At 59.3% G+C, this 25,446-nt stretch carries 22 protein-coding genes and 1 tRNA gene; 11 read left to right on the top strand and 12 right to left on the bottom strand.

Annotated features, from left to right (window positions below; translation table 11 throughout):
- Positions 1-57: 57 nt before the first annotated feature.
- The 5 genes from gyrB to speA form a co-directional block, all read right to left on the bottom strand.
- The gene (gene gyrB / locus M3N55_RS00185; RefSeq protein WP_249055240.1) at positions 58-2,475 is read right to left on the bottom strand and encodes a DNA topoisomerase (ATP-hydrolyzing) subunit B; all 2,418 of its coding nucleotides are present in this window, start codon (positions 2,473-2,475) and stop codon (positions 58-60) included.
- 171 nt (positions 2,476-2,646) lie between these two features.
- Positions 2,647-3,501, bottom strand: coding sequence for an agmatinase family protein (locus M3N55_RS00180; protein ID WP_249055238.1), 855 nt, complete (start codon positions 3,499-3,501; stop codon positions 2,647-2,649).
- Positions 3,498-4,664, bottom strand: a complete 1,167-nt coding sequence (locus tag M3N55_RS00175; protein ID WP_249055236.1) for a carboxynorspermidine decarboxylase — start codon at positions 4,662-4,664, stop codon at positions 3,498-3,500. Before M3N55_RS00175 ends, M3N55_RS00180 begins: the two co-directional genes overlap by 4 nt.
- A complete protein-coding gene (locus M3N55_RS00170) occupies positions 4,664-5,887 on the bottom strand; it encodes a saccharopine dehydrogenase family protein (RefSeq protein ID WP_249055234.1) in 1,224 nt (407 codons plus the stop codon). Before M3N55_RS00170 ends, M3N55_RS00175 begins: the two co-directional genes overlap by 1 nt.
- Complete coding sequence (speA, locus tag M3N55_RS00165) at positions 5,880-7,787, bottom strand: biosynthetic arginine decarboxylase (protein WP_249055231.1); 1,908 nt, start codon at positions 7,785-7,787, stop codon at positions 5,880-5,882. The genes M3N55_RS00170 and speA overlap by 8 nt, the downstream gene beginning before the upstream one ends.
- Before the next feature lie 56 nt (positions 7,788-7,843).
- On the opposite strand from speA, the gene M3N55_RS00160 reads away from it, so the two are divergent.
- From M3N55_RS00160 to M3N55_RS16825, 7 genes are all read left to right on the top strand, one after another.
- Positions 7,844-8,635, top strand: a complete 792-nt coding sequence (locus M3N55_RS00160; protein WP_249055229.1) for a TIM barrel protein — start codon at positions 7,844-7,846, stop codon at positions 8,633-8,635.
- Between the two features lie 68 nt (positions 8,636-8,703).
- Entirely contained in the window at positions 8,704-9,990 is a 1,287-nt protein-coding gene (locus M3N55_RS00155; RefSeq protein ID WP_249055228.1) for a homoserine dehydrogenase, read from the top strand.
- A 116-nt stretch (positions 9,991-10,106) separates the two neighbouring features.
- A complete protein-coding gene (gene glpX, locus M3N55_RS00150) occupies positions 10,107-11,069 on the top strand; it encodes a class II fructose-bisphosphatase (RefSeq protein ID WP_249055226.1) in 963 nt (320 codons plus the stop codon).
- 72 nt (positions 11,070-11,141) lie between these two features.
- The gene (locus tag M3N55_RS00145) at positions 11,142-11,702 is read left to right on the top strand and encodes a cysteine hydrolase family protein (protein WP_249055224.1); all 561 of its coding nucleotides are present in this window, start codon (positions 11,142-11,144) and stop codon (positions 11,700-11,702) included.
- Positions 11,699-13,462 (top strand): single-stranded-DNA-specific exonuclease RecJ, encoded by a 1,764-nt coding sequence (gene recJ / locus M3N55_RS00140; protein ID WP_249055222.1) that lies wholly within the window; start codon positions 11,699-11,701, stop codon positions 13,460-13,462. The genes M3N55_RS00145 and recJ overlap by 4 nt, the downstream gene beginning before the upstream one ends.
- An 89-nt stretch (positions 13,463-13,551) precedes the next feature.
- Positions 13,552-13,626 (top strand) — tRNA-Glu (locus M3N55_RS00135).
- Between the two features lie 129 nt (positions 13,627-13,755).
- The gene (locus tag M3N55_RS16825; RefSeq protein WP_428982564.1) at positions 13,756-13,986 is read left to right on the top strand and encodes a hypothetical protein; all 231 of its coding nucleotides are present in this window, start codon (positions 13,756-13,758) and stop codon (positions 13,984-13,986) included.
- On the opposite strand, the gene M3N55_RS00130 is transcribed toward M3N55_RS16825, so the two are convergent.
- The 3 genes from M3N55_RS00130 to M3N55_RS00120 form a co-directional block, all read right to left on the bottom strand.
- Positions 13,876-16,827 carry a hybrid sensor histidine kinase/response regulator gene (locus tag M3N55_RS00130; RefSeq protein WP_249055220.1) on the bottom strand — a complete coding sequence of 984 codons (2,952 nt, stop codon included), beginning with the start codon at positions 16,825-16,827 and terminating at the stop codon, positions 13,876-13,878. The genes M3N55_RS16825 and M3N55_RS00130 overlap by 111 nt on opposite strands.
- A 77-nt stretch (positions 16,828-16,904) precedes the next feature.
- Positions 16,905-17,552, bottom strand: a complete 648-nt coding sequence (locus M3N55_RS00125; protein ID WP_249055218.1) for a response regulator transcription factor — start codon at positions 17,550-17,552, stop codon at positions 16,905-16,907.
- A gap of 609 nt (positions 17,553-18,161) precedes the next feature.
- Positions 18,162-19,094 carry an IS5 family transposase gene (locus M3N55_RS00120; protein ID WP_249055217.1) on the bottom strand — a complete coding sequence of 311 codons (933 nt, stop codon included), beginning with the start codon at positions 19,092-19,094 and terminating at the stop codon, positions 18,162-18,164.
- 502 nt (positions 19,095-19,596) lie between these two features.
- Between M3N55_RS00120 and M3N55_RS00115 the strand changes: the two genes are divergently transcribed.
- Both M3N55_RS00115 and M3N55_RS00110 read left to right on the top strand, forming a co-directional pair.
- Entirely contained in the window at positions 19,597-20,202 is a 606-nt protein-coding gene (locus M3N55_RS00115; protein ID WP_249055215.1) for a response regulator, read from the top strand.
- Between the two features lie 400 nt (positions 20,203-20,602).
- Positions 20,603-20,806: a hypothetical protein gene (locus M3N55_RS00110; RefSeq protein WP_249055213.1), complete on the top strand. Its 204-nt coding sequence runs from the start codon at positions 20,603-20,605 to the stop codon at positions 20,804-20,806.
- Between the two features lie 252 nt (positions 20,807-21,058).
- Here M3N55_RS00110 and M3N55_RS00105 read toward each other — a convergent pair whose 3' ends face one another.
- The 3 genes from M3N55_RS00105 to M3N55_RS00095 are packed head-to-tail and all read right to left on the bottom strand — an operon-like array spanning position 21,059 to position 24,160.
- The gene (locus tag M3N55_RS00105; RefSeq protein ID WP_249055211.1) at positions 21,059-22,330 is read right to left on the bottom strand and encodes an MgtC/SapB family protein; all 1,272 of its coding nucleotides are present in this window, start codon (positions 22,328-22,330) and stop codon (positions 21,059-21,061) included.
- A 35-nt stretch (positions 22,331-22,365) separates the two neighbouring features.
- A complete protein-coding gene (locus tag M3N55_RS00100) occupies positions 22,366-23,778 on the bottom strand; it encodes a dihydrolipoyl dehydrogenase (RefSeq protein WP_249055209.1) in 1,413 nt (470 codons plus the stop codon).
- A gap of 4 nt (positions 23,779-23,782) precedes the next feature.
- Positions 23,783-24,160 (bottom strand): cupin domain-containing protein, encoded by a 378-nt coding sequence (locus tag M3N55_RS00095; protein ID WP_249055207.1) that lies wholly within the window; start codon positions 24,158-24,160, stop codon positions 23,783-23,785.
- A 142-nt stretch (positions 24,161-24,302) separates the two neighbouring features.
- On the opposite strand from M3N55_RS00095, the gene M3N55_RS00090 reads away from it, so the two are divergent.
- Together M3N55_RS00090 and M3N55_RS00085 are read left to right on the top strand one after the other, a co-directional pair.
- Positions 24,303-24,590 carry a sll1863 family stress response protein gene (locus tag M3N55_RS00090; RefSeq protein WP_249055206.1) on the top strand — a complete coding sequence of 96 codons (288 nt, stop codon included), beginning with the start codon at positions 24,303-24,305 and terminating at the stop codon, positions 24,588-24,590.
- Entirely contained in the window at positions 24,539-24,970 is a 432-nt protein-coding gene (locus tag M3N55_RS00085) for a hypothetical protein (protein ID WP_249055204.1), read from the top strand. The genes M3N55_RS00090 and M3N55_RS00085 overlap by 52 nt, the downstream gene beginning before the upstream one ends.
- 116 nt (positions 24,971-25,086) lie before the next feature.
- On the opposite strand, the gene M3N55_RS00080 is transcribed toward M3N55_RS00085, so the two are convergent.
- The coding region (locus tag M3N55_RS00080; protein WP_249055203.1) for a transposase at positions 25,087-25,446 on the bottom strand (360 nt) is incomplete at its 5' end.

Here is a 25,446-nt window from a genome sequence, read left to right as displayed (position 1 = left end):
CCTTGACCCAGAGTGTTGCCCCACGCGCCCGCGCGGCGCAAGGGGCATTGCCACGCATCAGGCGTCCAGGTTCTCCACACTCAGCGCGTTACGCTGGATGAAGTCGCGCCGCGGTTCGACCACATCGCCCATCAGCTTGGTGAAAAGATCATCGGCTTCGGCCAGATCATCGACCTTCACCTGCAACAAGGTGCGCGCTTCCGGGTCAAGCGTGGTTTCCCAAAGCTGGTCGGGGTTCATTTCCCCCAGCCCCTTGTAGCGTTGCAACGACAAACCCTTTTCGCCTTCGGCCAGAATGGCGTCCAAAAGGTCTACCGGGCCGTAAATCGTTTGCTTGCGGTCGCGGCGCACCAGTTCGGCGGGCTTGGCATAGGTATCTTGCAGGCTTTGTGTATGGGTCGCCAGACGCCGCGCCTCACCCGAGCGCAAGACCTGCCCGTCCAGCCGGCGCACCTCTTCCACACCGCGCAACACGCGCGACAGTCGCAAGCCACCATCCTGCGTGGGCCGCCCCTCCCAACCGCGCTCATATTCGGCGGCAATCAGGTCCAGTCGTGCCGCCACGCTATCGGCCAAATCCTGCGGACGTGCGGCCAGGGATTCGGCCATCAGCGCACCTGCAATGGTCGCCTGTTCCAGAATATGCTGCGGATAATGTGTTGGAAACGCCTCCAGCGAGCGGCGCACAGCGCGCGCTTCTGTCACGATGCGCGCAAGGTCTTGCGCAACAATTTCCTCACCCGTGGCCAGACGCAGAACAGCACCCTCAACCCCTTGTTCGATCAGGTAATTTTCTAGCGACGGCTTATCTTTCAGGTAAACCTCGGACTTGCCACGCGCGACCTTGAACAAGGGCGGCTCGGCAATATACAGATGCCCCGCCTCTATCAGTTGTGGCATCTGCCGGAAGAAGAAGGTCAACAGCAGCGTGCGGATATGCGCGCCATCGACATCTGCATCGGTCATGATAACGATCTTGTGGTAGCGCAGCTTGCCAAGGTCGAATTCATCGCGGCCGATGCCCGTGCCAAGCGCAGTAATCAGCGTGCCAATTTCCTGACTGCCCAGCATCCGGTCAAAGCGCGCTCGCTCCACATTCAGGATTTTGCCGCGCAGGGGCAGCACAGCCTGGTTCTGTCGCGAGCGCCCCTGCTTGGCGGACCCGCCAGCGCTGTCACCCTCGACCAGAAACAATTCCGATTTTGCAGGGTCACGTTCCTGACAATCGGCCAGCTTACCCGGCAGGCTCGCCACGTCCATCGCGGTCTTGCGCCGGGTCAACTCGCGGGCCTTGCGCGCCGCTTCGCGCGCCAAGGCCGCCTCGACTATCTTGCCGACAATGCCCTTGGCATAGTTCGGGTTTTCTTCAAGCCACTCCGCCAGCTTTTCGTTCACAAGGCTTTCCACGGCGGGACGCACTTCAGAACTGACCAGCTTGTCTTTGGTCTGGCTGGAAAATTTCGGGTCGGGCACTTTCACCGACAGCACACAAGTCAGCCCCTCGCGCGCATCATCGCCGGTAAAGCTGACCTTTTCCTTCTTGGCGATCCCGCTCGATTGCGCATAGGCGTTGATCGTGCGCGTCAAGGCGCCGCGAAAGCCTGCCATATGCGTGCCGCCATCGCGTTGCGGGATATTATTGGTAAAGGGCAGCACATTTTCATGGTAGCTGTCATTCCACCACATCGCCACTTCCACGCCAATACCGTCACGCTCGCCGTTGATGTAGATCGGCTCAGGCATGACAGGGGTCTTTGACCGGTCCAGATGGCGAACAAATTCGCGCACGCCGCCTTCATAGAACAACTCCGTCTTCAGCGGTTCCGCCGGGCGATGATCTTCCAGAATGATCCGCACACCCGAATTGAGAAACGCCAATTCGCGCAGCCGGTTTTCCAGTGTCTTGAAATTATACTCAAGGTTTGAAAAGGTCGTGGTCGAGGCCAGAAACCGCACCTCGGTCCCGGTCTTGCCTTGGCTATCGCCGACCACTTCCAGATGGCGCACCGTGTCGCCACGCTCGAACCGCGCGATATGCTCTTTGCCCCCGCGCCAGATCCGCAGCTCCAGCCAGTCCGACAGCGCATTCACCACCGAAACGCCAACGCCGTGCAAACCGCCCGATACCTTGTAGCTGTTCTGGTCAAACTTGCCCCCCGCGTGCAGCTGGGTCATGATAACTTCGGCCGCCGAGACCCCCTCTTCAGTGTGAATATCGGTCGGCACCCCACGCCCGTTATCCATAACAGACACCGAGCTGTCGGCATGGATAATCACGCTGACGAAATCGGCATGACCGGCCAAAGCCTCGTCAATGCCGTTATCGACGACCTCATAGACCATGTGATGCAGGCCCGACCCGTCATCCGTGTCGCCAATATACATGCCGGGCCGCTTGCGCACGGCATCCAACCCCTTCAAAACCTTGATGGAATCGGCACCGTATTCGTCGATCTTCTGGGCTTCGGCAGACATGCATATTCATCCTTGATTAGCTGCCCCACTTATAGGCAGTTCAGACAGGATTGTCACGCACATGACACAAGATTTAGCGGTTTAGACCCGCATTTACCCCATTCATCCTTGCCCAAATATCCTCAGGGGGTGAATGAGGGCGACAGCCCCCAGAGGGGGCGCGAGCGCCCCCTAGCCCCCTTGGGCAATCCCGATCAGCGCATAGGTCAGTTGCGCGGCGGTGAAGTCCCACACATCCGCGCCTTCGATGGGCGCCAGTTCGACCACATCGATGCCCACGCAGCGTCGTCCCCTCAGCGCCGAGCGCACCAGCGCCAGCGATTGGTAATACCCCAAGCCCCCCGGCACTGGGGTGCCGGTTGCGGGCATCAAGGGCGCGTCCAACCCATCGACATCGAAGGTGATGTAAACATCTTCGGGGAAGTCATCGGCCAGCGTGACCTCGGTGATATTGCCCATGACCAGTTCTTCCGCGTCAATATAGGTCACGCCCAAGTCTTCGCGCAAAGCGGCCTCTTCGGAGGATAGCGCCCGCACGCCGTATTGCGCCAGCGCCATGCCCTCTTCCTCGACCAGAAGCTGCATGACAGAGGCATGAGAATGCCGGAACCCTTGGTAGGCGCGGCGCAAGTCGGCATGGGCGTCGATCTGGACAATCCCGATGCGTCGGCCAAGCGCGCGCGACACACCCATCGCCGCAGCCCATGTCAGGCTGTGCTCGCCGCCCAAAGTGACCGGAATTTGCCCGGCCCGCGCTATTCCTTCGGTGCGCGCGGCCAATGCATCCAGCGCCGCGTCAAGCGGTTGCTCGCAATCGATGGGCGGAGTGGTGTAAATGCCTGCCGCGCAAGGTTCCATCCCGCGCCACAGGCGTTCCAACTGGTCAGAGGCTTCGATCAGCGCGGCCGGGCCGTTGGCTGTGCCGGACCCGTAGGACACGGTTTTCTCCAGCGGCATGGGCACGATCTGGAAGCGCGCTTCTGGTCCACGCTCGGAATTGGTCAGTTCAGAGTTCAGGAAGATCATGACAGGCGGCCTTTGAAGTCACTGTAATCGAATTCACGGATCACGCGCAGCGCATCCGTGTCGCTGTTCCAGACCGCAAGCGCAGGCAGTCTCACCCCGTTGAAAGTGGTGGTTTTCACCATGGAATAATGCGCTTGGTCCAGGAACGCGACGCGCGTGCCAATCTGTGGCACCGCGTCGAAATCATACCGCCCGATCACATCCCCCGCGAGGCAGCTTGGGCCACCAAGCCGCACCGCGCAATCGCCCCCCTCGCCCAGCAGGGCGGGGCGGTAAGGCGCTTCGATCACATCGGGCATGTGGCAGGTGGCGGAAATGTCGAGGATCGCGTTCGCGCCGTCATTCTCGACCACGTCCAGAACTTCGCCCACAAGGATACCGCAATCGAGCGCCACGGCCTCTCCCGGTTCCAGATAGCAGTGCAGACCGGTTTCCTCACGCACGCGCCGCAGGAAGGCGATCAGCCCCTCGCGGTCGTAATCCGCACGGGTTATATGATGGCCGCCGCCAAAATTGATCCATTTCAGGTGCGGCGCAAGCGCGCGGATGCGTGGCGCGATATGGTCCCAGATCGCCAGCAGCGGCGACAAGTCCTGCTCGCAGAGAGTGTGCATATGCAGCCCGTCCACGCCCGCAAGCGCGCTCGCATCAATCTGCTCCAAGGGCGTGCCAAGCCGCGAACCGGGAGCGGCGGGGTCGTATTTGGGGTCATCGCCCAAGGGCAGACCGGGGTTGAACCGCAGGCCCACATGAATCTCGCGCCCCGACGCGTGCAGCACGGGCAAAAAGCGGTCCTTGGCGGCGGGTGTGTTGAAGATGATATGATCGGACAGAGCCGCGATTTCGGGCATTTCAGACGGTTTATACCCCGCCGAATAGGTCTCGACCAAGCCGCCATATTCCTCGCGCCCCAGCCGCGCTTCCCATAGGCCAGACGCGCAGACGCCCGACAGGTAGCGGCTGACCAAGGGCGCGAGGTCCCACATGGAAAAGGCTTTCAGCGCGCACAGCACCGTCGCGCCGGACCGCGTCTGCACATCGGCCAGCACCTTCATATTCGCTTCCAACCGCGCTTCATCGACCACGAAGCAGGGGGACGGCACGCGGTGCAGGTCGAACCGGGCAAAGGCGCCCGGATCGCCCGCGAAGGTCTGCATCGCCATCAGAAATCAGCCGGGGCCGAAAGCTCGGTGACGGTCCATGGCAGCCCGTGTTGGTTCAGCATCTCCATGAACGCATCCGGGTCAAGCTGTTCGGTATTGAACACGCCCGCGCCCGACCATGCGCCGTTCAGCATCAGCGCCGCACCAATGAAAGCAGGCACGCCGGTGGTGTAGCTGACAGCTTGCGATCCGACCTCGCGGTAGCATTCCTCGTGGTCGCAGATGTTCTTGATATAGAACGTCTTTTCGCCAGAGCCATCCTGCGCCGGGCCGGTGATGATATCGCCTATATTGGTCTTGCCCTTGGTGCGCTCGCCCAAGTCGCCGGGGTTAGGCAGCACGGCTTTCAGAAATTGCAGCGGCACGATCTTGTGGCCCTCATAGTCGACCGGTTCGATCCCCGTCATGCCGACATTCTGCAACACCGTGACGTGGTTGATATAGGCATCGCCAAAGGTCATCCAGAAGCGCGCGCGCTCAATTTCGGGGAAATGTGTCACAAGGCTTTCCAGCTCTTCGTGATACATCAGATACATGTTCTTGGGGCCAACCGCCTCGAAATCGAACTCGACCGATGTGGACATGGCGGGGCTTGTGACCCAGCCGCCATTTTCCCAGTGGCGCACTTCGGCGGTCACTTCGCGGATGTTGATTTCCGGGTTGAAATTGGTCGCGAATGCATGCCCGTGATCGCCGCCATTACAATCGAGAATATCGATAAGGCGAATGCCCGATAGATAATGCTTGCGAACGTAAGCGGCGAAAATCGAGGTTACGCCGGGGTCGAACCCCACGCCCAAGGTCGCCATCAAGCCCGCTTGCGCGAATTGGTCCTGCAACTTCCACTGGTGGGAATATTCGAACTTGGCCTCTTCCGGCGGCTCATAATTGGCGGTGTCCAGATAATGCACGCCGGTGCGCAGGCAGGCCGCCATCAGGTCCAGATCCTGATAGGGCAGCGCAAGATTGACCAAAAGCGCGGGTTGCACCGTTTCGATCAGCGCAACTGTGGCGTCCACGTCGTTGGCGTCGACTTCATAGGTTTCAATCTCGACACCCGTGCGCGACTTCACCTCGCGCGCAATCGCCTCGCATTTCGACAGCGTGCGCGAGGCCACGCAGATGCGGCCCGGAAACAGGTCCGGGTTCATTGCCATCTTATGCAGCGTGACAGAGGCAACCCCGCCCGCGCCGATAACCAGAACGTCCTTATTGTCAGCCATGGGTGTGTTCCTCATGTTCGTAATAGGTGTAGCCATTCATCGCGTGGCGATAGGTTTCCATCAGCATCCGCCGTTGCGAGGGGTTCAGAGTGCCATCGCGCACGCCGCGTTCCACGATCCGCTTGAACGCATCCAGACATTGGCGCGGCTCGTATTCGACATAGGCCATCACTTCGGACACCGTATCGCCTTCGACCTCGTGCTGCAATTCAAGCACGCCATCCTCGTTGAAATCTACGGTCACGATATTGGTGTCGCCGAACAGGTTGTGCAAATCGCCCAAGGTTTCCTGATACGCGCCGACCAAGAAAATGCCGATGAAATACCGCTCGTCGGGTCGCAATTCGTGGATGGGCAGCGCATTGCCAATGCCGTGGCCCAGCACGAATTGGTCGATCTTGCCGTCGCTGTCGCAGGTGATGTCGGACAGGACCGCGCGGCGCAGAGGCGTTTCATTCAGCCGCTGCAAGGGCGCGATGGGCACAAGCTGGTCAATCGCCCAGACATCGGGAAGCGACTGGAACAGGCTGAAATTGGCGCGGTAGATGTCGCGATGGGCCGACAGCGCTTCCAGCACTTCCTGCGGCACGTCATCGGGGTTCTGCGCAACCAGATCCTTGATGCGCCCCACGATATACAGGAAAATCTGTTCGGCGCGCGCGACCTCTTCAATGCCGATCACACCACGGCGGAACATGGCGCGCAATTCCTCGCGGTAATATTCGGCGTCGTTCAGGCATTCCTGAACCCGGCGCAGCGACAAATAGCCAGAGATTGCCGCCATGTCCGACAGCATGTGGTGATCGTCCGCTTCCGGCGTCAAGGGTGCGGCGCGGTCGAAATAGCTGGCTTCCAGAATGTCCGACAGCAGCATGGATGAATAGGCCACAATTGCGCGACCCGATTCCGTGACCAGCGTGGGGTGCGGCACCTCGGCCTCATCCATCTGGTATTTCACGGTTTCGACCACGTTGGTGCAATATTCTTCCATCGTGTAGTTCATGGAATTGTCGTTGGCCCGCGCCTCGCCGGTGTAGTCGATGCCCAGACCGCCGCCCAAGTCCAGATATTCCAGCGGCACGCCAAGACGGCGCAATTCGGTGTAGAAGCGGCAGGCTTCGTCCACCGCCTGACGAATATCCATGATCTGCGGCACTTGGCTGCCCAGATGCGCGTGTTGCAACACAAGGCAATCCAGCATGTCGGCGTCGCGCAGCTTGTCGATAAGGTCCACCACTTCCTTGGTGGTCAGCCCGAATGTAGAGCGGTCGCCGGAACTGTCGGCCCAATTGCCCGTCACCCGCCGCGTCAGCTTGATCCGCACGCCCAAAGCGGGCTTTTCGCCCAGCCGCTTGGCTTCGGCAATAACCGTGTCGGCCTCTCCCGGCGATTCGATGACCAGAACGCAGTTAATGCCGGCCTTGCGCGCCAAAATGCCAAGGCGGATGAATTCGGCATCCTTGATCCCGTTGCAGATCAGCAGCGCGCCCTTGGGCAGATCGCGCGACAGCGCCAGAATCAGTTCCGGCTTTGACCCGGCTTCCAGCCCAAACTGAAACGGACGGCCATAATCCACGATCCGGTCAATGACCTCTGCCTGCTGGTTCACCTTGATCGGGAACACGCCGCGATAGGTGCCCTGATAGCCGCTGGTTGTGATGGCGCTGGCGAAGGCTTGGTTCAGATGTTCCAACTGGCGGCGCAAAAACGCGCCCACCCGCACCAGAACCGGCGTGTGCACACCGCGTTCGTGCAGCTTGTGCAGCAGGTCGGGCAGGCTGGCGGGTGTGTCACCCGGCCTCTCGGGGTTCACCAACCCCAGATCACCGTTCTCCATCCGGGCGAACATACCTGCCCCCCAGCGATGAATACCGTATTCTTGAAAGACGCGATCTGGCATGAACCCTCCCCTTCTGCGTGGTGGGATAACGTGAAGCGCCCGCATAGGAAATCCATGTGACAAACGCAAGAAATTCCGCGAATTTCATGGCAATTCAAGACTGGGGCAAGACTGGGGGTAGAATGCTGATTTCGGCCAATCTGGGGTTTTTATTCACCGACCTGGCCCTACCGGACCGGGTGCGTGCGGCACGCAACGCGGGCTTTGACGCGGTCGAATTTCACGACTTGCCCAAGGGGACCGATCTGGAAGTGCTGCGCGCAGCCTTGGGGGACATGCCGCTGCTGGGGCTGAACACCTTCATGGGGCCAAGCATGGGCCGTGCGGCGCGGTCGCGCGCCGAATTTGCCGATGATTTTACAAGCGCCGCACATGCCGCCCAAGCCCTTGGTGCCCATGCCATTCATGTTGTTGCGGGCATGGATGGCGATCAGGCCACCTACCTGCACAATCTGGAACACGCGCTGGCCCGCACCCCCTGCCGCATTGTCATAGAACCGATCAGCGCAGCGGGCTATTTCCTGTCGGGCTTTGCGCAAGCCGACGCGATTCTCGACCATGTGGGCGACCCGAATTTGCGGATCATGGCGGATTGGTTCCACTTGCGCGCCGCGCATAGCGAAAGCCACGCGCTGGATATTCTGACCCGGCTTTGGCCGCGCATTGGCCATGTCCAGCTTGCCCGCGCGGGCGACCGTGGCGCGCCCTGCCCCATGACCGACCCCGAAATCGCACGCCTGTTGCCGCATCTGCATGCGCTGCATTGCGCGGCGATTGGCTTGGAATACCGCCCCGATATTGCCCCAACCCGCAGCTTTGCCGACACAATCGCCGCCCTTCGCGCCTGAGCGCGTTGCAAGCCTCGTCCCAAGCGGCTAACAGGCGCGAAACCGCCAGCCTGAACGGAGTGCCAGACATGACCCACCCCTTGCGCCTTGGAATTGCCGGGCTTGGCACGGTCGGCACCGGGCTTGTGAAACTGGTCCAGAACAATGCCGCGCTGATAGAGGCGCGCGCCGGCCGTCCCATTGTCATTTCCGCCGTTTGCGCCCGCTCACGCTCGCGCAATCGTGGCGTCGATATCTCGGACTATGCTTGGGAAGATGACCCTGTTGCGCTGGCCCGGCGCGACGATGTGGATGTCGTGGTCGAGTTGATGGGCGGCGAGAATGGGCCCGCCAAGGCGCTGACAGAAGCGGCCATTGCAGCGGGCAAAGACATTGTCAGCGCGAACAAGGCACTTCTGGCGCTGCACGGGCAAGCACTGGCCGAAGCCGCCGAAGCCAAGGGCGTGGCCCTGCGGTTCGAGGCAGCGGTCGCGGGCGGCATCCCGGTCATCAAATCGCTGATGGAAGGGCTGGCAGGCAACAAGATCACCCGCATCAAGGGCGTGATGAACGGAACCTGCAATTACATCCTGACCCGGATGGAAGACGCGGGCCTGCCCTATGACACCGTGTTCGAAGAAGCCAACCAGCTCGGCTATCTGGAAGCCGATCCCACGCTGGACGTGGGCGGCATTGACGCCGCACATAAACTGGCGCTGCTGGCGGCCATCGGCTTTGGCGTGCAGCCCAATTTCGACGCGATCGAGTTGGGCGGGATCGAGAAAATCTCTATCGAGGATATCCGCGCTGCCGCAGATATGGGCCTGCGCATCAAGCTGCTGGGCGTCGCACAGATGACCGGGCGCGGGCTGGAACAGTCGATGACGCCTTGCCTTGTACCTGCCGACAGCCCTCTGGGGCAGCTAAAAGGCGGCACAAACATGGTCGTGATCGAAGGCGACGCGGTGGAACAGATCGTGCTGCGCGGCCCCGGCGCGGGCGAAGGCCCGACCGCAAGCGCGGTCATGGGCGATGTGATCGACATTGCGCGCGGGCTTCGTTTGCCGGTGTTCGGCCAACCCGCCGCCACTTTGGCACAACCCATCGCGGCCCGTGCCACCGCTTCGAAACCCTTCTACCTGCGCATGACGCTGATGGACAAACCCGGTGCGCTGGCCAAGGTCGCCGAAGCCTTGGGCAATGCGGGCGTGTCGATCAACCGGATGCGCCAGCAAGGCCATGCCGATACCCGCGCGCCGGTCTTGGTCATCACCCACAAGACCACCCGTGACGCCATCGACCATGCCGTGGCCCTGTCGCTGAAAACCGGGGTCGTGGTGGGCGACCCGGTCGCTTTGGCCATCGAAGAGGACTGAGTCCCATATGTCGCAGGCACGTCGCTGTTAGCGCACCCAGTCACACCAGCCCTTGTGGATTGGGGGCCAGAGCCGCTAGAGCTTTGACAATAATATCTTGTCAGGGACCGACCATCATGACCACCATTTCCGATTTCCAGGACCGATTGCTCTCGCTTGGCCTTGCCCGCGTGTCGGAAGCGGCCGCCTTGGCCTCTGCCAAACTGGTTGGGCGCGGCGACGAAAAAGCCGCCGATCAGGCCGCCGTCGACGCGATGCGCACCCAGTTGAACATGCTCGACATCAAGGGCCGCGTTGTCATCGGCGAAGGCGAGCGGGACGAAGCGCCCATGCTGTATATCGGTGAGGAAGTCGGCACCGGCACCGGCCCAGAGGTCGATATCGCGCTGGACCCGCTGGAAGGCACCACGCTGACCGCCAAGGATTTCCCCAATGCGCTGACCGTGATCGCCATGGCCCCGCGCGGGTCGATGCTGCACGCGCCCGATGTGTATATGGACAAGCTGGCCATCGGCCCCGGCTTTGCCCCCGACACGGTGACGATGGACATGTCCCCTTCCGAGCGCGTGCGCGCTTTGGCCAAAGCCAAGGGCTGCGATGCCTCCGACATCACCGTTTGCGTGTTGGAACGCCCGCGCCACGAAGACATGATCGCCGATATCCGCTCCACCGGCGCCGCGATCCGGCTTATCATGGATGGCGATGTGGCTGGTGTGATCCATTGCGCCGAAGCGCAATTGACCGGCATTGACATGTATATGGGGTCGGGTGGCGCGCCCGAGGGGGTGCTGGCGGCATCCGCGCTGAAATGCATGGGCGGACAGATTTATGGCAAGCTGTTGTTCCGCAACAACGATGAAATCTCGCGCGCCCGCCGCGCCGGGATCGAAGACTTGGACAAGGTCTATACCCGTGACGAGATGGTCACAGGCGATGTGATCTTTGCCGCAACCGGCGTGACGGATGGGTCCATTGTGCAGGGCATTCGGACAGAACCGGGTTGGGTGACGACCGAAACGCTGCTGATGCGCTCCAAGACCGGATCGCTGCGGCGGATGACCTATCGCTCGCCACTTTAAGCGCGGCACAGGGGGGCGCTGCCCCCGCCCGGCCCGTTCCGGGCCGGACTCCCCCGGAGTATTTGAGGCAAGATGAAGATGGATTGCGCTTTGGTCTTGATTGACTTTCAGGTCGGGTTCGAAGACCCGGCCTGGGGCGCGCGCAACAACCCCGACGCCGAGGCAAAGGCCGCGCGGCTTTTGACGGCGTGGCGCGCCACTGGCGCGCCCGTTGTGCATGTGCGCCATCTGAGCAAGACGCCGGGCAGCCCGCTGAGCGGGACCGGCACCGCGTGGATGCCGGCGCTTGCACCACTGGAGGGTGAAACATGCGTCGAGAAATCGGTAAATGCGGCCTTTATCGGCACCGGGCTAGAGGCAGCGTTGCGCGCTCAAGATGTGACCGATCTGGTGATCGCGGGCCTGACCACACCGCATTGCGTGTCCACAACCTGCCGCATGGCGGCGAATCTGGGGTTTCGGGTAATCTTGGCACATGACGCCTGCGCCGCCTTTGCTGCCAATGCCGATGAAAGCTGGCAGGGCACTTCCAAAAGGCACCTGACACCAGATGCGATCCATAACGCAGCGATCAGCCATCTGCATGGCGAGTTCGTCACCGCCCGCGCAGTCACGGATATATTGACCCAATGACGGAACCGCGCGCCTTTCTTGGGGTCGAGAGCTCTGCGCTTGGGCGCCGCTGGGTCGGCCCGGATGTCGCGCGCGACCGGCAGGCAGAGGCGATCTGGCAAGCGACCAACCTGCCGCCCGCCGTCTGCGCCATTCTGGCCCGCGCCGAGGTCGCGCCCGAGACAGCACAGGATTATCTGACACCGTCTTTGCGCGCACTACTGCCGGACCCGCGTGGCCTGAAAGAGATGGAATGCGCCGCCACGCGCATTCTGCAGGCTGTGACCGGGCGCGAACGCATCGCAATTTTTGCCGATTATGATGTGGACGGGGCCTGTTCGGCGGCGCTGCTGCTGGACTGGCTGGCGGCCTTGGGCCGTGGTGCCACGCTTTACGTGCCCGACCGCCTGACAGAAGGCTACGGACCAAACGCCCCCGCCATGGCAAGGCTTGCCAATGACCACGACCTGATCATCTGCGTCGATTGTGGCACCATGGCACATGAGGCATTGGCCGCTGCAACACAAGCGGATGTGGTCGTTCTGGACCATCACTTGGGCGGGGAAACTCTGCCGCCCGCTCTGGCCATCGTGAACCCCAACCGGCAGGACGAAGATGGCGGGCTGGGGCATCTCTGCGCGGCGGGGGTGGTGTTTTTATTACTGGTTGAAGCGAACCGCCAAGGCCGCGGACAAGGCATACAAGGCCCGGACCTCATGACGCTTCTGGACCTTGTGGCGCTGGCTACGGTGGCCGATGTCGCGCCACTGCTGGGCGTTAATCGTGCATTCGTTCGACAGGGGTTGAAGGTCATGGCAAGCCGCAGCCGTCCGGGTTTGCGCACGCTGTCGGATATTGCGCGGCTGGACAGCGCGCCGCGCGCCTATCATCTGGGCTATGTTATCGGGCCGCGGATTAACGCGGGTGGCAGGATCGGGGGGGCCGACATGGGCGCGCGGTTGCTGGCCACGCGCGACGAGGCGGAAGCTGACGCATTCGCCACGAGACTGGACCTGCTGAACACCGAGCGCCGCGAGATTGAAGCCGCCGTGCGGGCCAGTGCCCTGGCGCAAGCCGAAACACGCGGCACGGATAGCCCGCTGGCCTGGGCTGCAGGCGATGGCTGGCATCCCGGCGTGATCGGAATTGCCGCCGCGCGCCTGAAAGAAGCGACCAACCGCCCCGCTGTCGTTATCGCGCTGGAGGGCGAGATCGGCAAGGGCTCTGGCCGTTCGGTGCCCGGTGTCGACCTTGGAGCAGCGATACACCGACTGGTGCGCGAAGGCCTGCTGCTGGCGGGCGGCGGTCACAAAATGGCAGCCGGGCTGACCGTGGCGCGCGATGGGCTAGAGGCCGCGATGGACCGGCTTGCAGAGCTTTTGGCGCAACAGGGTGCCGGCAATGAAGGTCCACGCAGCCTGCGGCTGGATGGCGCGCTGATGCCCGGAGCCGTCACGCCGGAACTTGTCGCTCAGTTAGAAGCCGCCGGCCCGTTCGGAGCCAGCGCCCCTGCCCCGCGCTTCGCGCTGGCCAACATGCGCATCGAAAACCCGCGCCGCATGGGGGACACCCATCTGCGCTTTCGGTGCAACGGAGGCGACGGCACGCGGCTGGATGTAATCTGCTTTGGGGCTTTCGACAGCCCGCTTGGCCCGCTGATAGCTGCCCGTCAGGGCAGAAACTTGCACCTCGCCGGGCAGGTTGAAATCAATTTCTGGGGCGGGCGCCAGACCCCGCAACTCCGCCTCGAGGACGCGGCAATACCCCGTGACACAGGCTAAAAATTTTCCTGTCACAAAGCACCACTTTTCACGCGATCCCCTCTTGCGCAGCCCATTCGCTTTGACTAAACACCGCCTCACAACAGAGTGGCCCGTTCGTCTATCGGTTAGGACGCCAGGTTTTCAACCTGGAAAGAGGGGTTCGATTCCCCTACGGGCTGCCACTTCTCCCTTATGGTATTACATATTCGTTTTGTTTGCCTTCACGACCCAAGTCCAGGTATGAATCTAGGGGCAAGCCGGATCGTGGAGCTGTGTCAAACTAGCTCATAAAGCAATGTCGAATATGATCGGTGAAAGTCACGATCCCGGCTGACGTGAACCACATATTTGGCAAACCGGCGTTCAAGAAGACACTCAAGACGTCGGGCAAGACAGTTGCCATAGCCCGCTCTGGTCCTCTCCCCGCCACGTCATTTGCGCTCATCGCTGGGTTGTGCAGGCACGGCCTGCCTTCTGGTGGTATAAGAGGCTTCGATGTTGGCCAGAAAAGCACCTTGGTCCAACGGTTTGCCATGTATTGAGTGGAATAACGCGCGTTCCTGTGGATACAGGCCGGGCTGCGCAGTTATCAGGATACAAGGCAGCGCAGGGTCAATGGTTTGCACTGATTTCGCCAATTGGAAACCGTTCACTTCTGGCATGTCGTAATCGGTTACGATGACAGACCAGAGGGATGGCTCTTCGCGCACAAGCTCAACGGCCTCGCGGGGGTCCGCAGTTGCGATGGCGACACCGCCCTCGGCTTCGATAATGCCACTCAGGATTTCGGTGAAATCTATGTTGTCGTCAACGACCAGCACATTGCAGCCGGCCAATCGGCCCTCTGGCGGCAACATTGACGGCATCGGCGCTGATCGGGCCGCGGTGTTCTGTGTCGGCCAGGCAATGGTGACGGCCGTCCCCTGCCCTTCAGCGGTATCAAACCAAAGCGCTGCATTGTTGTCGGCAACGATCGTCGCGACGATGGGCAATCCCAGACCGGTCCCCTTTTGGCCTTTGGTTGTCATATAACGTTCAAACAGACGCGACCGGATGTCGTCGGGCACGCCGGTGCCGTTGTCTGCAACCTGAAACACGACATAGCTTTCGTTTTCTGAAAAATAGCCAACATCGGGGTCGCGTGTTGGGATCTGGCCCTGTTCGCCCAGCAAAGACAGAACCACCTCTGTCGGTGCTTCGTTTCTGGCCTCGCAGGCGTTCAAGGTCAGGTTGAAAAGAGCCTGCATCACCTCGGTGCGATTGGCCATGACTTTGCGATTTCCAGAAGACAGCTTGGTGTGAAGCCGACAGGAATTCCCGACCTTGGTTTCAATAAGGGACACCACGTCTATCATAGCCTCGCCCATGTCGAGGGCTTCGCGGGTGGAGCTTTTGCGCTCCAGCTGTCCCAGCCGGGCAACAAGATCTTCCATCGCCGCCGTAGCCCTGTTTATGCGCCGTAGGTCGGACCGCGCGCTGGGATCAAGCTGTTTGCTACCTTCCATAAGCGTTACTGTGCCAGCAACGACGGCCACGAGGTTGTTGAGGTCATGAGCGATGGCCGACGCCACCTGCGCCATGGCTTCACGGCGCTCTGCCAGTTGCAAGTCATCGCGCAGCAGGTTGCGCTCGGCCTCTATTTGCTTTCGGCGGGTTATATCGCGCATGACGCAAACAAGTTCGTTGCGGGGCGTCAAACTAAGGGTCGCTTCCATATCGAACGTAGACCCGTCTGTGCGCTGGCCCTTCAATTCGCCCTGCCAGCTTCTGTAGGTCGTCAAATCCACAAAGCCGACGGAATTGATATACTCACGGTCAGCCGGCGGAAGCAGGTCTCTCCAGTCAAGCGTGCTCTTGTCGACATCCTCGGGGATGCCAAACATCCGGTGATGGGCAGGGTTCATGTAGCTGTAGCGCCCGTCTGGATTTAAGATCGAGATACTGTCATTTGCAGAATCGATCGCCGCCAACTGGAGTTCCAGTGCGTCTTTATGCTGCTGCATAATGCGCGTAATATCGGTCTGGACCGCAAGGAACCCTTCCAACTCGCCATCGGTATCAAAGAGCGGTTGGATATCGGTGCTGGCCCAGTAGCTTTCCCCGGAACGCGTAAGATAGGGGATTTCCGCGCGCACCGGCTCATTGTTTTTCATCTCTGTGTCAACAAGCGCGAAAGCACCATCATTGCCATCGCTATAATCGCGCAACGCCTCTGCCGAGTTGAGGCCGCGCAATTGATCCAAAGTCCAGCCCGTCAGGTTCTCAAAGGCCGGGTTGACCCAGGTGATCCGCCTTTCGGAATCGGTTACGACCACGGGGTTCGAGGTCAGGCGGGCGATCTGGCCCAGTCGGCGCAACTCGATCATCCCTCGGTGCTGTTCGGTCACGTCCCGGATCAGAAATACGAAACCCGCCTCATCGGTGCTTACGGCTTTCAAACCCGCCGAAACCATGTACCAATGTGTCTCGCCATCCAGTGTCATCGCCACAATCCGGGGCGGTTTAGCTCTGCCTTGGCACAGGTCATCCATCATAGCGCGTGATGTTGCGGCCACGTCTGGCGGCAGGACGTCTTCGATCAACCGACCCAAGAAAGTTTCGGATGGAATGATCGGGCGCGCACCAAAACCGACGTGGTATCCGACGAAACGCCCGGCCGCGTCTGTTTCCAGCATAAGATCGGGAAGCGCCGACAAGACAGCTGCCATCCTGTCTCTTTGCTGTTCAACCTCGGCCATTACCTTTCTGCTGAGCGTTTCCGCTTCGCGATACCCCAACGCAATGCTGATCGTGTTGGCAAGGGATTCCAGCAACTTGATTTCTGCCAAAGTGTAGGATCGCTTGGACCGAACCGCATCATACCCAACAAATCCGACCAGCGTTTTGTCACGAAACATTGGCATCGCAAGCAGGGATTGAATCTCCTGCGCTGCCAGGGTTTCACGAAGTTCCGATTCTCGCGGCATATCCGCGACGGACGGAATGTAGACAAAATCGCCGTTCTGAAACGCCGGGACCCATTCATCCATGATCTCTATGGGCAAGTCCTGAAGCATTCCGATCATCGGCTCGATACCCGATGCCGACCATTCATGCGTATTGTCCAGCTTGTCCGGCGGACGAATACAAAACACATATGTCCGATCGGATGACGTGAGCGCCCCGGCCTTGGCAAGCGCCTTGTCAATGACACCATCTAATGCCGGGCCGTGCGTACTTAGCAACTCTGTGTTCAGTTGCAGGATTTCGCTCTGCCAATTATAAAGGCGCTCGAAAGCTGCTGGGCTTCGGTCCTCATTATCGGGAACGGCATATAGTACGATTTCACCGCTCTGGTGTGTGCCTTTGGCAAGCGAAAACCCGGATGACGCTTCTTCACTCATTATGATCCCATTCAGCTGGCCCGCCGCAAATAACGGCCGGACACCCTTATATAGAACCTATAGCACACACCCCCCTGTCAGACCAGCCTGAGGCGCCGCGCTTCTATAACTGCTTGAGTGCGGTTTTTTACATCGAGCTTGCGGCAGATCGACTTCACGTCGAACTTCACAATGCTCTCCGCAAGATCCAGCTTTAGGCCAATTTCTTTGTTAGCCAGCCCTTCGGCAAGATAGCCTAACACCATCACTTCGCGCGGTTTAAGTCCCAGCTCGTTCGTTGGCGGCGAAAAATACGACGCGGTGATTGCTGCCGGAACAAAAACTTCACCATCGGCGATGAAATTGATCGCATGTTTCAGGGTCTTCAGGGGCAGCGTTTTCGGCACAAAGCCAGCGGCCCCCATCTCCAACGCGCGTTCCATCACGCCATGCCCTGCGACCCCGGAAAACAAAGCCACGCCACCATCGTTGACGGCGATCAGCTTTTGCAAACCATTAAGACCACGTTCGCCCGGAAGATCGTAATCGAGGAGGATGACATCGAAGCGCCCACCTTGATTAATGAGATCGACTGCCTCTTCGGTAGAGGATGCGGTTTCGAGAGTCATGCTCTCGTTATTCGCGGACAGGGCCAGCGAAATCGTTTCGGCAACGAGCGAATGATCGTCTACCAGAAGCACCCTCTTCTTGGGAGTTTTGCTACTCTGTTCGAGACCAACCTGCATCTTTTTCCTCAAGACCCATCATAATTAACCGTCGCCTTCACTTCCCACCCTACATAGGGGCTGGTCGACGAGTTGGTCAATATCACCGGACCGCGAATTTGATCGAATAAATAGGAAAATAATAATATCTTTGTGACCGAATTGCTAGGTAAGGTTCCGCCGATGACATCACAAAACGTCTGCGTTTGCCCTAACAGGCCCAATATGACCAAAACGTGCGACATGATGCATGGCAGCCAACAGGGGGGGGCAGAAACGCTTCCTCTGTAAATATATATATCTTTCGATATAATGTCCAACTTTAGATAAATTATTAATAAAAATATACCTCAAAATTTACAAAATTTCCTGTTATTTTCTTAATATCTTTACAGTATTTATCATCTCATTTGGTTCGCTCGATTTTTGTTCTTAGGTGAGCCCAGAGAAGGCTTGGGTATAACGAGATCACTTGTTTGAGTAGTTCGTGATAATCCCAAGAAATTACTTCCTGTCTGGAACTTCCGCCTCATTCGCCGATCAAAAGGCGGTGCGATGTGGATTTGAACACTGAATGGCGTTATTGCATTACCCACGCCTGAGGCGTGACTGCCCCTTACCGCGCTGACGTCATGCCAGGCGGATGATCTCGGCAGTGCCGAGGGCGTTGAAGCGGTTCATGAGGGCGATGCGGATGTGGATTTCGGCGGTCTGTCGGTTGGGGTCTCGTGCCATGATATGCTCGCCGAAGGATTTCAGGCCGCGCATCTTCGCCTCGATCCGGCTGCGGGCGTGGTATCCGGTCCAGCGTTTCCAGAGCGCCCGCCCATAGTATCGCGTCGCGCGCAGGGTGTCGTTGCGGGCGCGTGCAGCCGGGCAGTCCTCCTTCCAGAGCCGCCTGTTCCTGCGGATCGGGATGATCGGAATGACGTTGCGGTCGATGATAGCCTTGTGGCAGCGGCGTGTGTCGTAGGCGCCATCGGCGGTGATCGTGCCTGTCTGCTCGCCTGCCGGGATCTGGCCGAGCAGGTCGGGCAGCACGGGGCTGTCGCAGTCGCGGCTGGGGGTGAATTCCACCGCTCGGATGTCGGATGCGGCCGGGTCCATGGCCAGATGGACCTTGCGCCATTGGCGTCGGCCTTGCACCCCGTGCTTGCGAGCCTGCCATTCGCCATCGCCGAGGAACTTGATCCCGGCGCTGTCGACCAGCAGGTTCAGCGGGCCATCTGCGCGGCGATAAGGGTCCTGGACGGCCAAGGTCTTTTGCCTGCGGCACAGCGTGGAAAAGTCCGGCACGGGCCAGTCCAGGCCGGCCATTCGCAGCAGGCTGGCCACCATTCCGGCGGTCTGGTGCAACGGCAACTTGAACAGGACTTTGATCGATAAGCAGAACTGTATGGCCGCATCGGAAAACACCGCCGGACGTCCAGGTCGACCGTCACGCGGCGCACGCCAGGTCATGTCCTTGTCGACCCAGATCAGCAGAGACCCCCGCTGCCTGAGCGACGCGTTGTAGCTGGACCAGTTCGTCGTGCGATAGCGGGCGGGGGATGGCTTGCTCATGCACCGCGTCTAACGCCATGGAGTCGCGAAGTGAATCCCTGGTCGTCAGACTTTTGCAACAACGCCCGTCTAAGCTATCAAAAGTTAGTAACTTTCATCTAATGCCTACATTTTCAAACTTATCACCAATAGGCCATTGCTGCCAAGTTGGTATATACAATCTAGAGGAGAATTTCGCGTTGGGTGGAGGGTCCAGGCCATAATCGTGGCCGACTCGGACAAGCCAACTGAGACGCAAGCGAGAGCGCTAAATTAGTACTTTAGGTAATGCATGCTTTCAGGTGAGACAACGCGAATGAAACTCAACACACGACTTCTATAATAGGAAATGCCGTTGCTTGGTATAGGGCTCCGGAAATTGCCGATGCTTTGGCCTAAGCCAAGGCCCGTGCCTTGGTCATCTGTCCGAAGCCTGCCAAGAATTGTTAACATCCGGTTTGGTTACGTCAGGCAAGTTTCTGAAACCTCACGGCATCAGCCCATCACTATCGAGGGAAATGATATGTCTTTTCTAAGACCCCATATCAAACCAGATCATTCCGAAGAATTTCGCGGGATCGACTGCGCGGATAGCCATCCAATCCCCGCCCATCGGCGGAAGCTCGACCGCTTTGGCCTGGTGTCAGAGCGCGATCTGTCTGACCGGATGGACGTCAAAGCAGAAGATGCAACGCTGCCGCGGCACAGGGCTGTTATCGTGGGCTTTCAAGAGCAGGTCCTGTCGCAAGTCGTGTCATATCTGGCAGAAATGCGGATCCGCATCTCTGTGTCTATGTGCAACTTTGTGGAGCTTCATGCCGCTATGGAACATTTGTCAGGGTTTGATCTGATTATCATGAACCTTGATAGCTTTGACGATATCGAGGACGCTATCGAGGCATTGGTGATGTTCAAAAAGGCATATAGCAGTTTCACCATTGTTGCCATCTCAGAGCATGTCAAAGCCGACGATTTTGGCACAAGCCGCCGCCCGATGTGCGACGCGACACTTAAAAGCCCGTTTGGGCCACATCGATTCAAGGATGCCGTGGAAGCTGCGCTGGAAAACCACGCTGAGGCCAACTGTGACGACTCCAAACCATGGTTTACCGAAAGCGTGTCAGCATAAGCTTGGCTGCGCTTTGAGGGAACCGATTTCCTGGAAGCAACTGAATCCTACTGGATAAGTGATGCGAAAGGTCTCTGGCTAAAACACATTTAATATAAACCCGTATTCGCTTTCGCATTTCCGACAGACCATGCCGCACGCTTGGACGGCGTGCATTGGCGCTGGCTTGATGAAATTTTATGCTGCGGCAACGCCGATATTTTGGAACTATGACGGTCCCACTTCCGGTTACTCATGCATGTCTTTTCTATCCCCAGATTTCCAAGACGGCGCCCACAGCAGATTTGACACACTCTCTTTCGAGAGTGAATATCATCTTTTGTATACACCTCTCTCATAATCGCACGAGAAATTTGAACTCTTAGATGGTAATATCACCTATGGCAAACGAGGTTATTATATGAGCGATGTCGTATCAGTAAAGCGCCAATTCGACGATCACACTAATGTCGAACACGGCGCAGAAACCGACCGTTATCAAGCTACGGCGGCTCAGGATGGTGCACGTCACTTCCCCGCCGGTTGGTGGCTGTTGCCCTCTGCCGCGCTCGGGTGTTTTGCTTGGTTTCTGATCTTCCGTGCCATTTGGACATGGCTGGTTTGAAGGCAATCGCCGTCCAAGGCGCATAAGGTTGCGGTATAAGTTGGAAGTCGTCTTGCCTTGCATCACACGCTTTTGCGTGCCCGACACCATCGGAAAATCCTGACGTTTTCGGAGAACTTTTCTGCGGCGCTTGGTCTTTAATGTGTGGCAGCTCTTTTCTGTCGTTCATCACAGGCTCGGTGTGGCAAATTGTTGCGATCGGATGCTTTCACATCATCGACGCCGCGAAAACACGTCCCGATTTCGATATCGTCAGATGCCCCAGCCCAGCACCCACAAACTGACCGCACCCGCCATGATAACGGCTGCATAGACCGGGCCAACACGCAGGCCCAGCGCGCTGCCACCTACCCCAAATGATATTCCGGCCTTCACCACCGTATTGACTGCGGCAGCAATGAAAATCGCCGTCGCGCCAGTCGTGCGTGCCAGATCGTCAGCGACGAGGTTTGAGACCGAGATGGTCAGCGCATCGACATCTGTTACGCCCGACAAGGCTGCGCCCGCGTAAACCCCGGTCGAGCCCATCCAATCCCGAAGTGTCTGGACCGCCAGCAATATAAGGCTTAGCAACGCGCCAAATGCCAGCGCCGCGCTTAACTCGAGCGGGTTATCAAGCTCTTCCAGTGGCCCCTGCCCTTCCTCCGCATGTCTGGTTGGGAACCAGAGCACAGCGGCACCTGCAAACCCGAACCCCGCCATCACGCCCATCGGTATCGCCAAAGGCGCCACCAAACTGGGCTGAAAAACCGCCACAAGCACCAAAATGCGCAGAAACGTCACTGATCCCGCGATCACAATTCCTGCCGCTGCATGCTGGACCAGATCAGTCTGCAAGCGCACCAGCCGTGACAGTGCCAATGTCGTCGAGGTCGAGGAGGCAAGGCCGCCAAACAACCCCGTCACAAGCGGACCAAGGCTTGCCCCACCAAGTCGGATCGCAGCGTAGCCAAAGAAGGACAACCCCGCAACAAGAACCACCGCCCACCAAATTTGATAGGGGTTCAGGGCGGCTCCGGGTCCGTAGCCCTGATTGGGTAAAAGCGGCAGGATCACGACCGACAGCAGGCCAAGCTTCAAAACAGCCTCTAATTCCAGCCGTTTTATGCGCGACACCCATCTGTGCAGCGGTTTCTTCATGGACAGCATAACCGCCGCGATCACCGCGACAGCCGCCGCCGCGGGCATATTGCCCAGAACCGACGCCGCCCCAAGCGAGAAGGCAAGCAGGAATGCAATCTCTGTTGTCAGACCAACGTCATCATCTTCTTTGAGACGCAGCCAATAGCTGACCCCCAGAAGCACAGACAGCCCCAGAAAGGCCAGGGCAAGAACGACAGGTGCCGTAAGGGACGCAAGCCAGCCATTGACCCCACCCAGAAGCCCCGCAAGTGCGAATGTGCGCAGACCCGCGATCCGTCCGCCCTCGCGCTGGTCGCGCTGATGGCGACCCCGCTCAAGGCCAAACAAAAGCCCGATGGCAAGCGCGACCCCAAGGCGCTGAAAGAGTTCGAGTTCATCCATGACCAGAATACTTAACCCGTGGTCTTATGGCGGTGTCAGTCCAGCGCATCATAGCCGATTGCCTCGCAGTCCGAGAGGTCGGAGCCGCCGGCTTCGGACACAGCTTTTGCCAAGTCACGCAGGGCGCTGCGCAGTCCTTCTTCAAGAACGGGATGGTAGAACGGCATTGCAAGCATGTCAGCCACACGCAACCGCTGCTCCACCGCAAAAGCCAGCAGATGCGCCAAATGCTCGGCTGCAGGCGCGCAAATCTCTGCCCCCAAAAGCCGTCCAGTGTCGCGCGTGGCGTAGATGTGGATCACGCCGCCGCTGGTCTGGGCCATGCGCGCCCGCGACTGTTTCGAGAAATCGAAACTGCCTGTTTCAAAGTCACTATCCTTCAGATTGGAGCGGGTCGCACCGACCTGCGCGATCTGGGGTGTTGAAAACACGATGGAAAGCGGCGTGCGCCGTGAAAACCCTGTCCCAGAGGCACCGGGCGCGGCCATACGGCCTGCAATATGACCGTCGTCAGCGGCCTCGTGGAGCAACGCGCGGATGCCGTTCGCGTCACCAGCCAGAAATACCTGATGATCGCCAATCCGAAGGGTGCAGGGGTCAATTTCGGGCATCCCCTTGTCATCAAGTGGCACGTCCAATGTATCCAGCCCAAGGCCGTCGATGTTGGGCCGCCGCCCGATCGCGGCCAAGACCGCATCCGCGTCAAACGCCCCCCCCGCGCCGCTGACGCGAATTGCATCACCCGTCCCGGTCAGGTCGGCTTCGGTGCCAAGATACAGATCGACATCTTCGGCGATCAGCGGACGAAAGACGTCAAGCACCTTTTTATCATCAATCCCGGCCAGACCGTCGACCGCATCGAAGCCGGCCACGTCCAGCCCCAGACGCGCCAGAGCTTGTGCAATTTCAACACCTATGGCGCCCATGCCGATGACCGCGATGCGGCGCGGCAAGTCTTGCTGTTCAAATAAGCTGTCGGTGGTCAGGATACGATCCCCGAACTTGTGCCACGGACCGGGCACCACCGGGCTGCTGCCGGGGGCAAGGATGATCGCGCGCGCCTCGATCTCTGTCCCGTTCACCTCTATCCGTCCGGGACCAAGCAGCTTTGCGCGCCCCGACAACGCACGATCACCAAGCTGTTCCGGCACCGCTTCCGGCCCCTTCACGAACTCATCCCGCATCTTGCGGACCCGCGCCAGCACGGCTGGAATATCGGCGCGCAGCCCCTCTGCCCCACGGATGCCGAATTCCTCAAAAGTGCTGCGCCGATGGAAGGCGTTGGCGGCCTCTATCAGCGCCTTGGAGGGCATACACCCCTCGGCGGCACATGTGGTGCCCCAATGGCCGTCATTGACCACCAGAAAATCATCGGTGTATTGGCGCACTTCGCGCAACGCCGAAAGACCCGCGCTCCCCGCGCCCACAATAACGGTATCGACGTTCATGGGCTTACTCATCCGCGTCGGCTTCGGCCTTGGTTTCATGCTCTGTTCCGGGCGCGTGCTCGGGCGGGCTATAGGTGGTAAAAAGCTTCAGCATCCCAGACCCGGTATTGCGGAAGTTATGAAACGTGCCCGATGGCACGATGCTGACATCACCATCCGCGATATTGCTTTCCACGTCCCCGATTTTGGCCAAACCGCTGCCGGCGACAAAGTAAAGCAATTGGTCGTGCCCGTCATGCACCTCTCCACCAATTTCACCGCCTTCGGGGATCGCCATCAACACTAATTGTGTCTTGTCGCCCGTCCAGAGCACCTTGCGGAACTCCTCATTCTCGAGGGCGAGGGTCACGACGGGCAATGACAATTTCTGGGTTTCGCTCATGTGTCAGTCTCCTTTTAGCGGACTTCACAATATCATCCGTAAATCTTCATCGGTCTTTAACCTTGATCAACCCCATCAGCGGGTTGGCTTGTTAGTGTGGAGCGTGACTGAAGATAAACCCACAAATCGCAAGGAGGTCGCCATGTCCGAACGCGAACAATATATCGAAAAAACCAAGGCGAAAATCGACCAGTGGAACGCCGAGATCAAGAAGATGAAAGCGCAGGTCGATGAGGCAGAGGCCGATGCCAAGATCACGGCCCAGAAACAGCTCGACGACGCCCGCAAGCAGCGCGACGAAGCAGAGCAAAAGCTTAAAGAAATGCGCGAGGCCAGCGATGATGCCTGGGATGACATGAAGTCGGGCTTTGACAAGGCATGGGACAGCATTTCGGGCGCGTTCGACAATGCGATGTCGCGCTTTCGGTGAAAAATGCAACGGGAAAACCGCCGGAAACTCTTTGCGGGCTTCCGGCGGTGTGCCGCCCCTGTTGGCCATCGGTGCTGGCGCAGCAGGAAACCGCCTCCCTGACAGCGCAGACCCGAGAATCACCCGGAATGGCCAGAGAGCAGGACTTAATCACTGGTCTCCCTCCCGGCCTCTTTGACCAGATGATCGACCTGCGCCAGGGTGTTGGTCATAGCTTCATCAAGGCGTTCAAGACCGTCTGTTATTGTTTCGATATCGTCATCACGGATCAAGTCTTCAAGCTTACGCAGTTCGGCGGACAGCGTCCGGGCACCAAGGACATCCGCGAACCCGATCAGCTTATGAACCAGACGACCGGCCTTGAGGTTGTCGCACCCTAACAGGCCGCTGAAATAGTCTCCAAGCCGGAACGCTGTCCTTTCATGAGGGCTGTGTTGTGCGATCGCGCGGCCGGTCGGCGCGGTCTGCGTGTGCGCCAGGGGCCTTTTCTTCCGCGTCACTCAGCCAGCAACCGGGGCAATCTTGTAAGGTTATTGGCGGCCATGGTCAGGATGAACCGCGACCGGACGCGCTCGACGCCGCGATACATGGTTTGGGCCATGCCGCCGATTGTTTTCGCCCAGCCGAACGCCTTTTCGATCTTCTTGCGGTGCTTCTGGGACAGAGCGTAGCTCTCGTGCCGGGTGGTTCGGCGGTCGATTGCTGAATATCTCGATTTCTGGGCGACATGGGGCGTGACGCAGGCGTGGCGCAGGTCGGACACGAACCCCGCCGCGTCATATCCCTTGTCAGCACCCAGCGTCAGCCGCCGGGTCGATCCGGGGGAATGGCGATAAACCATGTCCAGCGCTGCCTT

Origin of the sequence: Roseinatronobacter domitianus (assembly GCF_023336755.1) — a bacterium.
Lineage (GTDB): Bacteria > Pseudomonadota > Alphaproteobacteria > Rhodobacterales > Rhodobacteraceae > Roseinatronobacter > Roseinatronobacter domitianus.
The sequence above is the reverse complement of the archived record's forward strand: the minus strand, read 5'-3'. Positions and strand labels throughout refer to the sequence as shown.

Coding starts and splice junctions, on each gene's coding strand:
- M3N55_RS00110 (WP_249055213.1), top strand. CDS start 20,603: ATGAGCGATGTCGTATCAGTAAAGCGCCAATTCGACGATCACACTAAT.
- M3N55_RS00085 (WP_249055204.1), top strand. CDS start 24,539: ATGGGACAGCATTTCGGGCGCGTTCGACAATGCGATGTCGCGCTTTCG.
- M3N55_RS00175 (WP_249055236.1), bottom strand. CDS start 4,664: ATGGCGATGCAGACCTTCGCGGGCGATCCGGGCGCCTTTGCCCGGTTC.
- glpX (WP_249055226.1), top strand. CDS start 10,107: ATGACCACCATTTCCGATTTCCAGGACCGATTGCTCTCGCTTGGCCTT.
- M3N55_RS00115 (WP_249055215.1), top strand. CDS start 19,597: ATGTCTTTTCTAAGACCCCATATCAAACCAGATCATTCCGAAGAATTT.
- speA (WP_249055231.1), bottom strand. CDS start 7,787: ATGCCAGATCGCGTCTTTCAAGAATACGGTATTCATCGCTGGGGGGCA.
- M3N55_RS00090 (WP_249055206.1), top strand. CDS start 24,303: ATGTCCGAACGCGAACAATATATCGAAAAAACCAAGGCGAAAATCGAC.
- M3N55_RS00100 (WP_249055209.1), bottom strand. CDS start 23,778: ATGAACGTCGATACCGTTATTGTGGGCGCGGGGAGCGCGGGTCTTTCG.
- gyrB (WP_249055240.1), bottom strand. CDS start 2,475: ATGTCTGCCGAAGCCCAGAAGATCGACGAATACGGTGCCGATTCCATC.
- M3N55_RS00120 (WP_249055217.1), bottom strand. CDS start 19,094: ATGAGCAAGCCATCCCCCGCCCGCTATCGCACGACGAACTGGTCCAGC.
- M3N55_RS00125 (WP_249055218.1), bottom strand. CDS start 17,552: ATGCAGGTTGGTCTCGAACAGAGTAGCAAAACTCCCAAGAAGAGGGTG.
- M3N55_RS00170 (WP_249055234.1), bottom strand. CDS start 5,887: ATGGCTGACAATAAGGACGTTCTGGTTATCGGCGCGGGCGGGGTTGCC.
- recJ (WP_249055222.1), top strand. CDS start 11,699: ATGACGGAACCGCGCGCCTTTCTTGGGGTCGAGAGCTCTGCGCTTGGG.
- M3N55_RS00155 (WP_249055228.1), top strand. CDS start 8,704: ATGACCCACCCCTTGCGCCTTGGAATTGCCGGGCTTGGCACGGTCGGC.
- M3N55_RS00105 (WP_249055211.1), bottom strand. CDS start 22,330: ATGGATGAACTCGAACTCTTTCAGCGCCTTGGGGTCGCGCTTGCCATC.
- M3N55_RS00145 (WP_249055224.1), top strand. CDS start 11,142: ATGAAGATGGATTGCGCTTTGGTCTTGATTGACTTTCAGGTCGGGTTC.
- M3N55_RS00095 (WP_249055207.1), bottom strand. CDS start 24,160: ATGAGCGAAACCCAGAAATTGTCATTGCCCGTCGTGACCCTCGCCCTC.
- M3N55_RS00130 (WP_249055220.1), bottom strand. CDS start 16,827: ATGAGTGAAGAAGCGTCATCCGGGTTTTCGCTTGCCAAAGGCACACAC.
- M3N55_RS00180 (WP_249055238.1), bottom strand. CDS start 3,501: ATGATCTTCCTGAACTCTGAACTGACCAATTCCGAGCGTGGACCAGAA.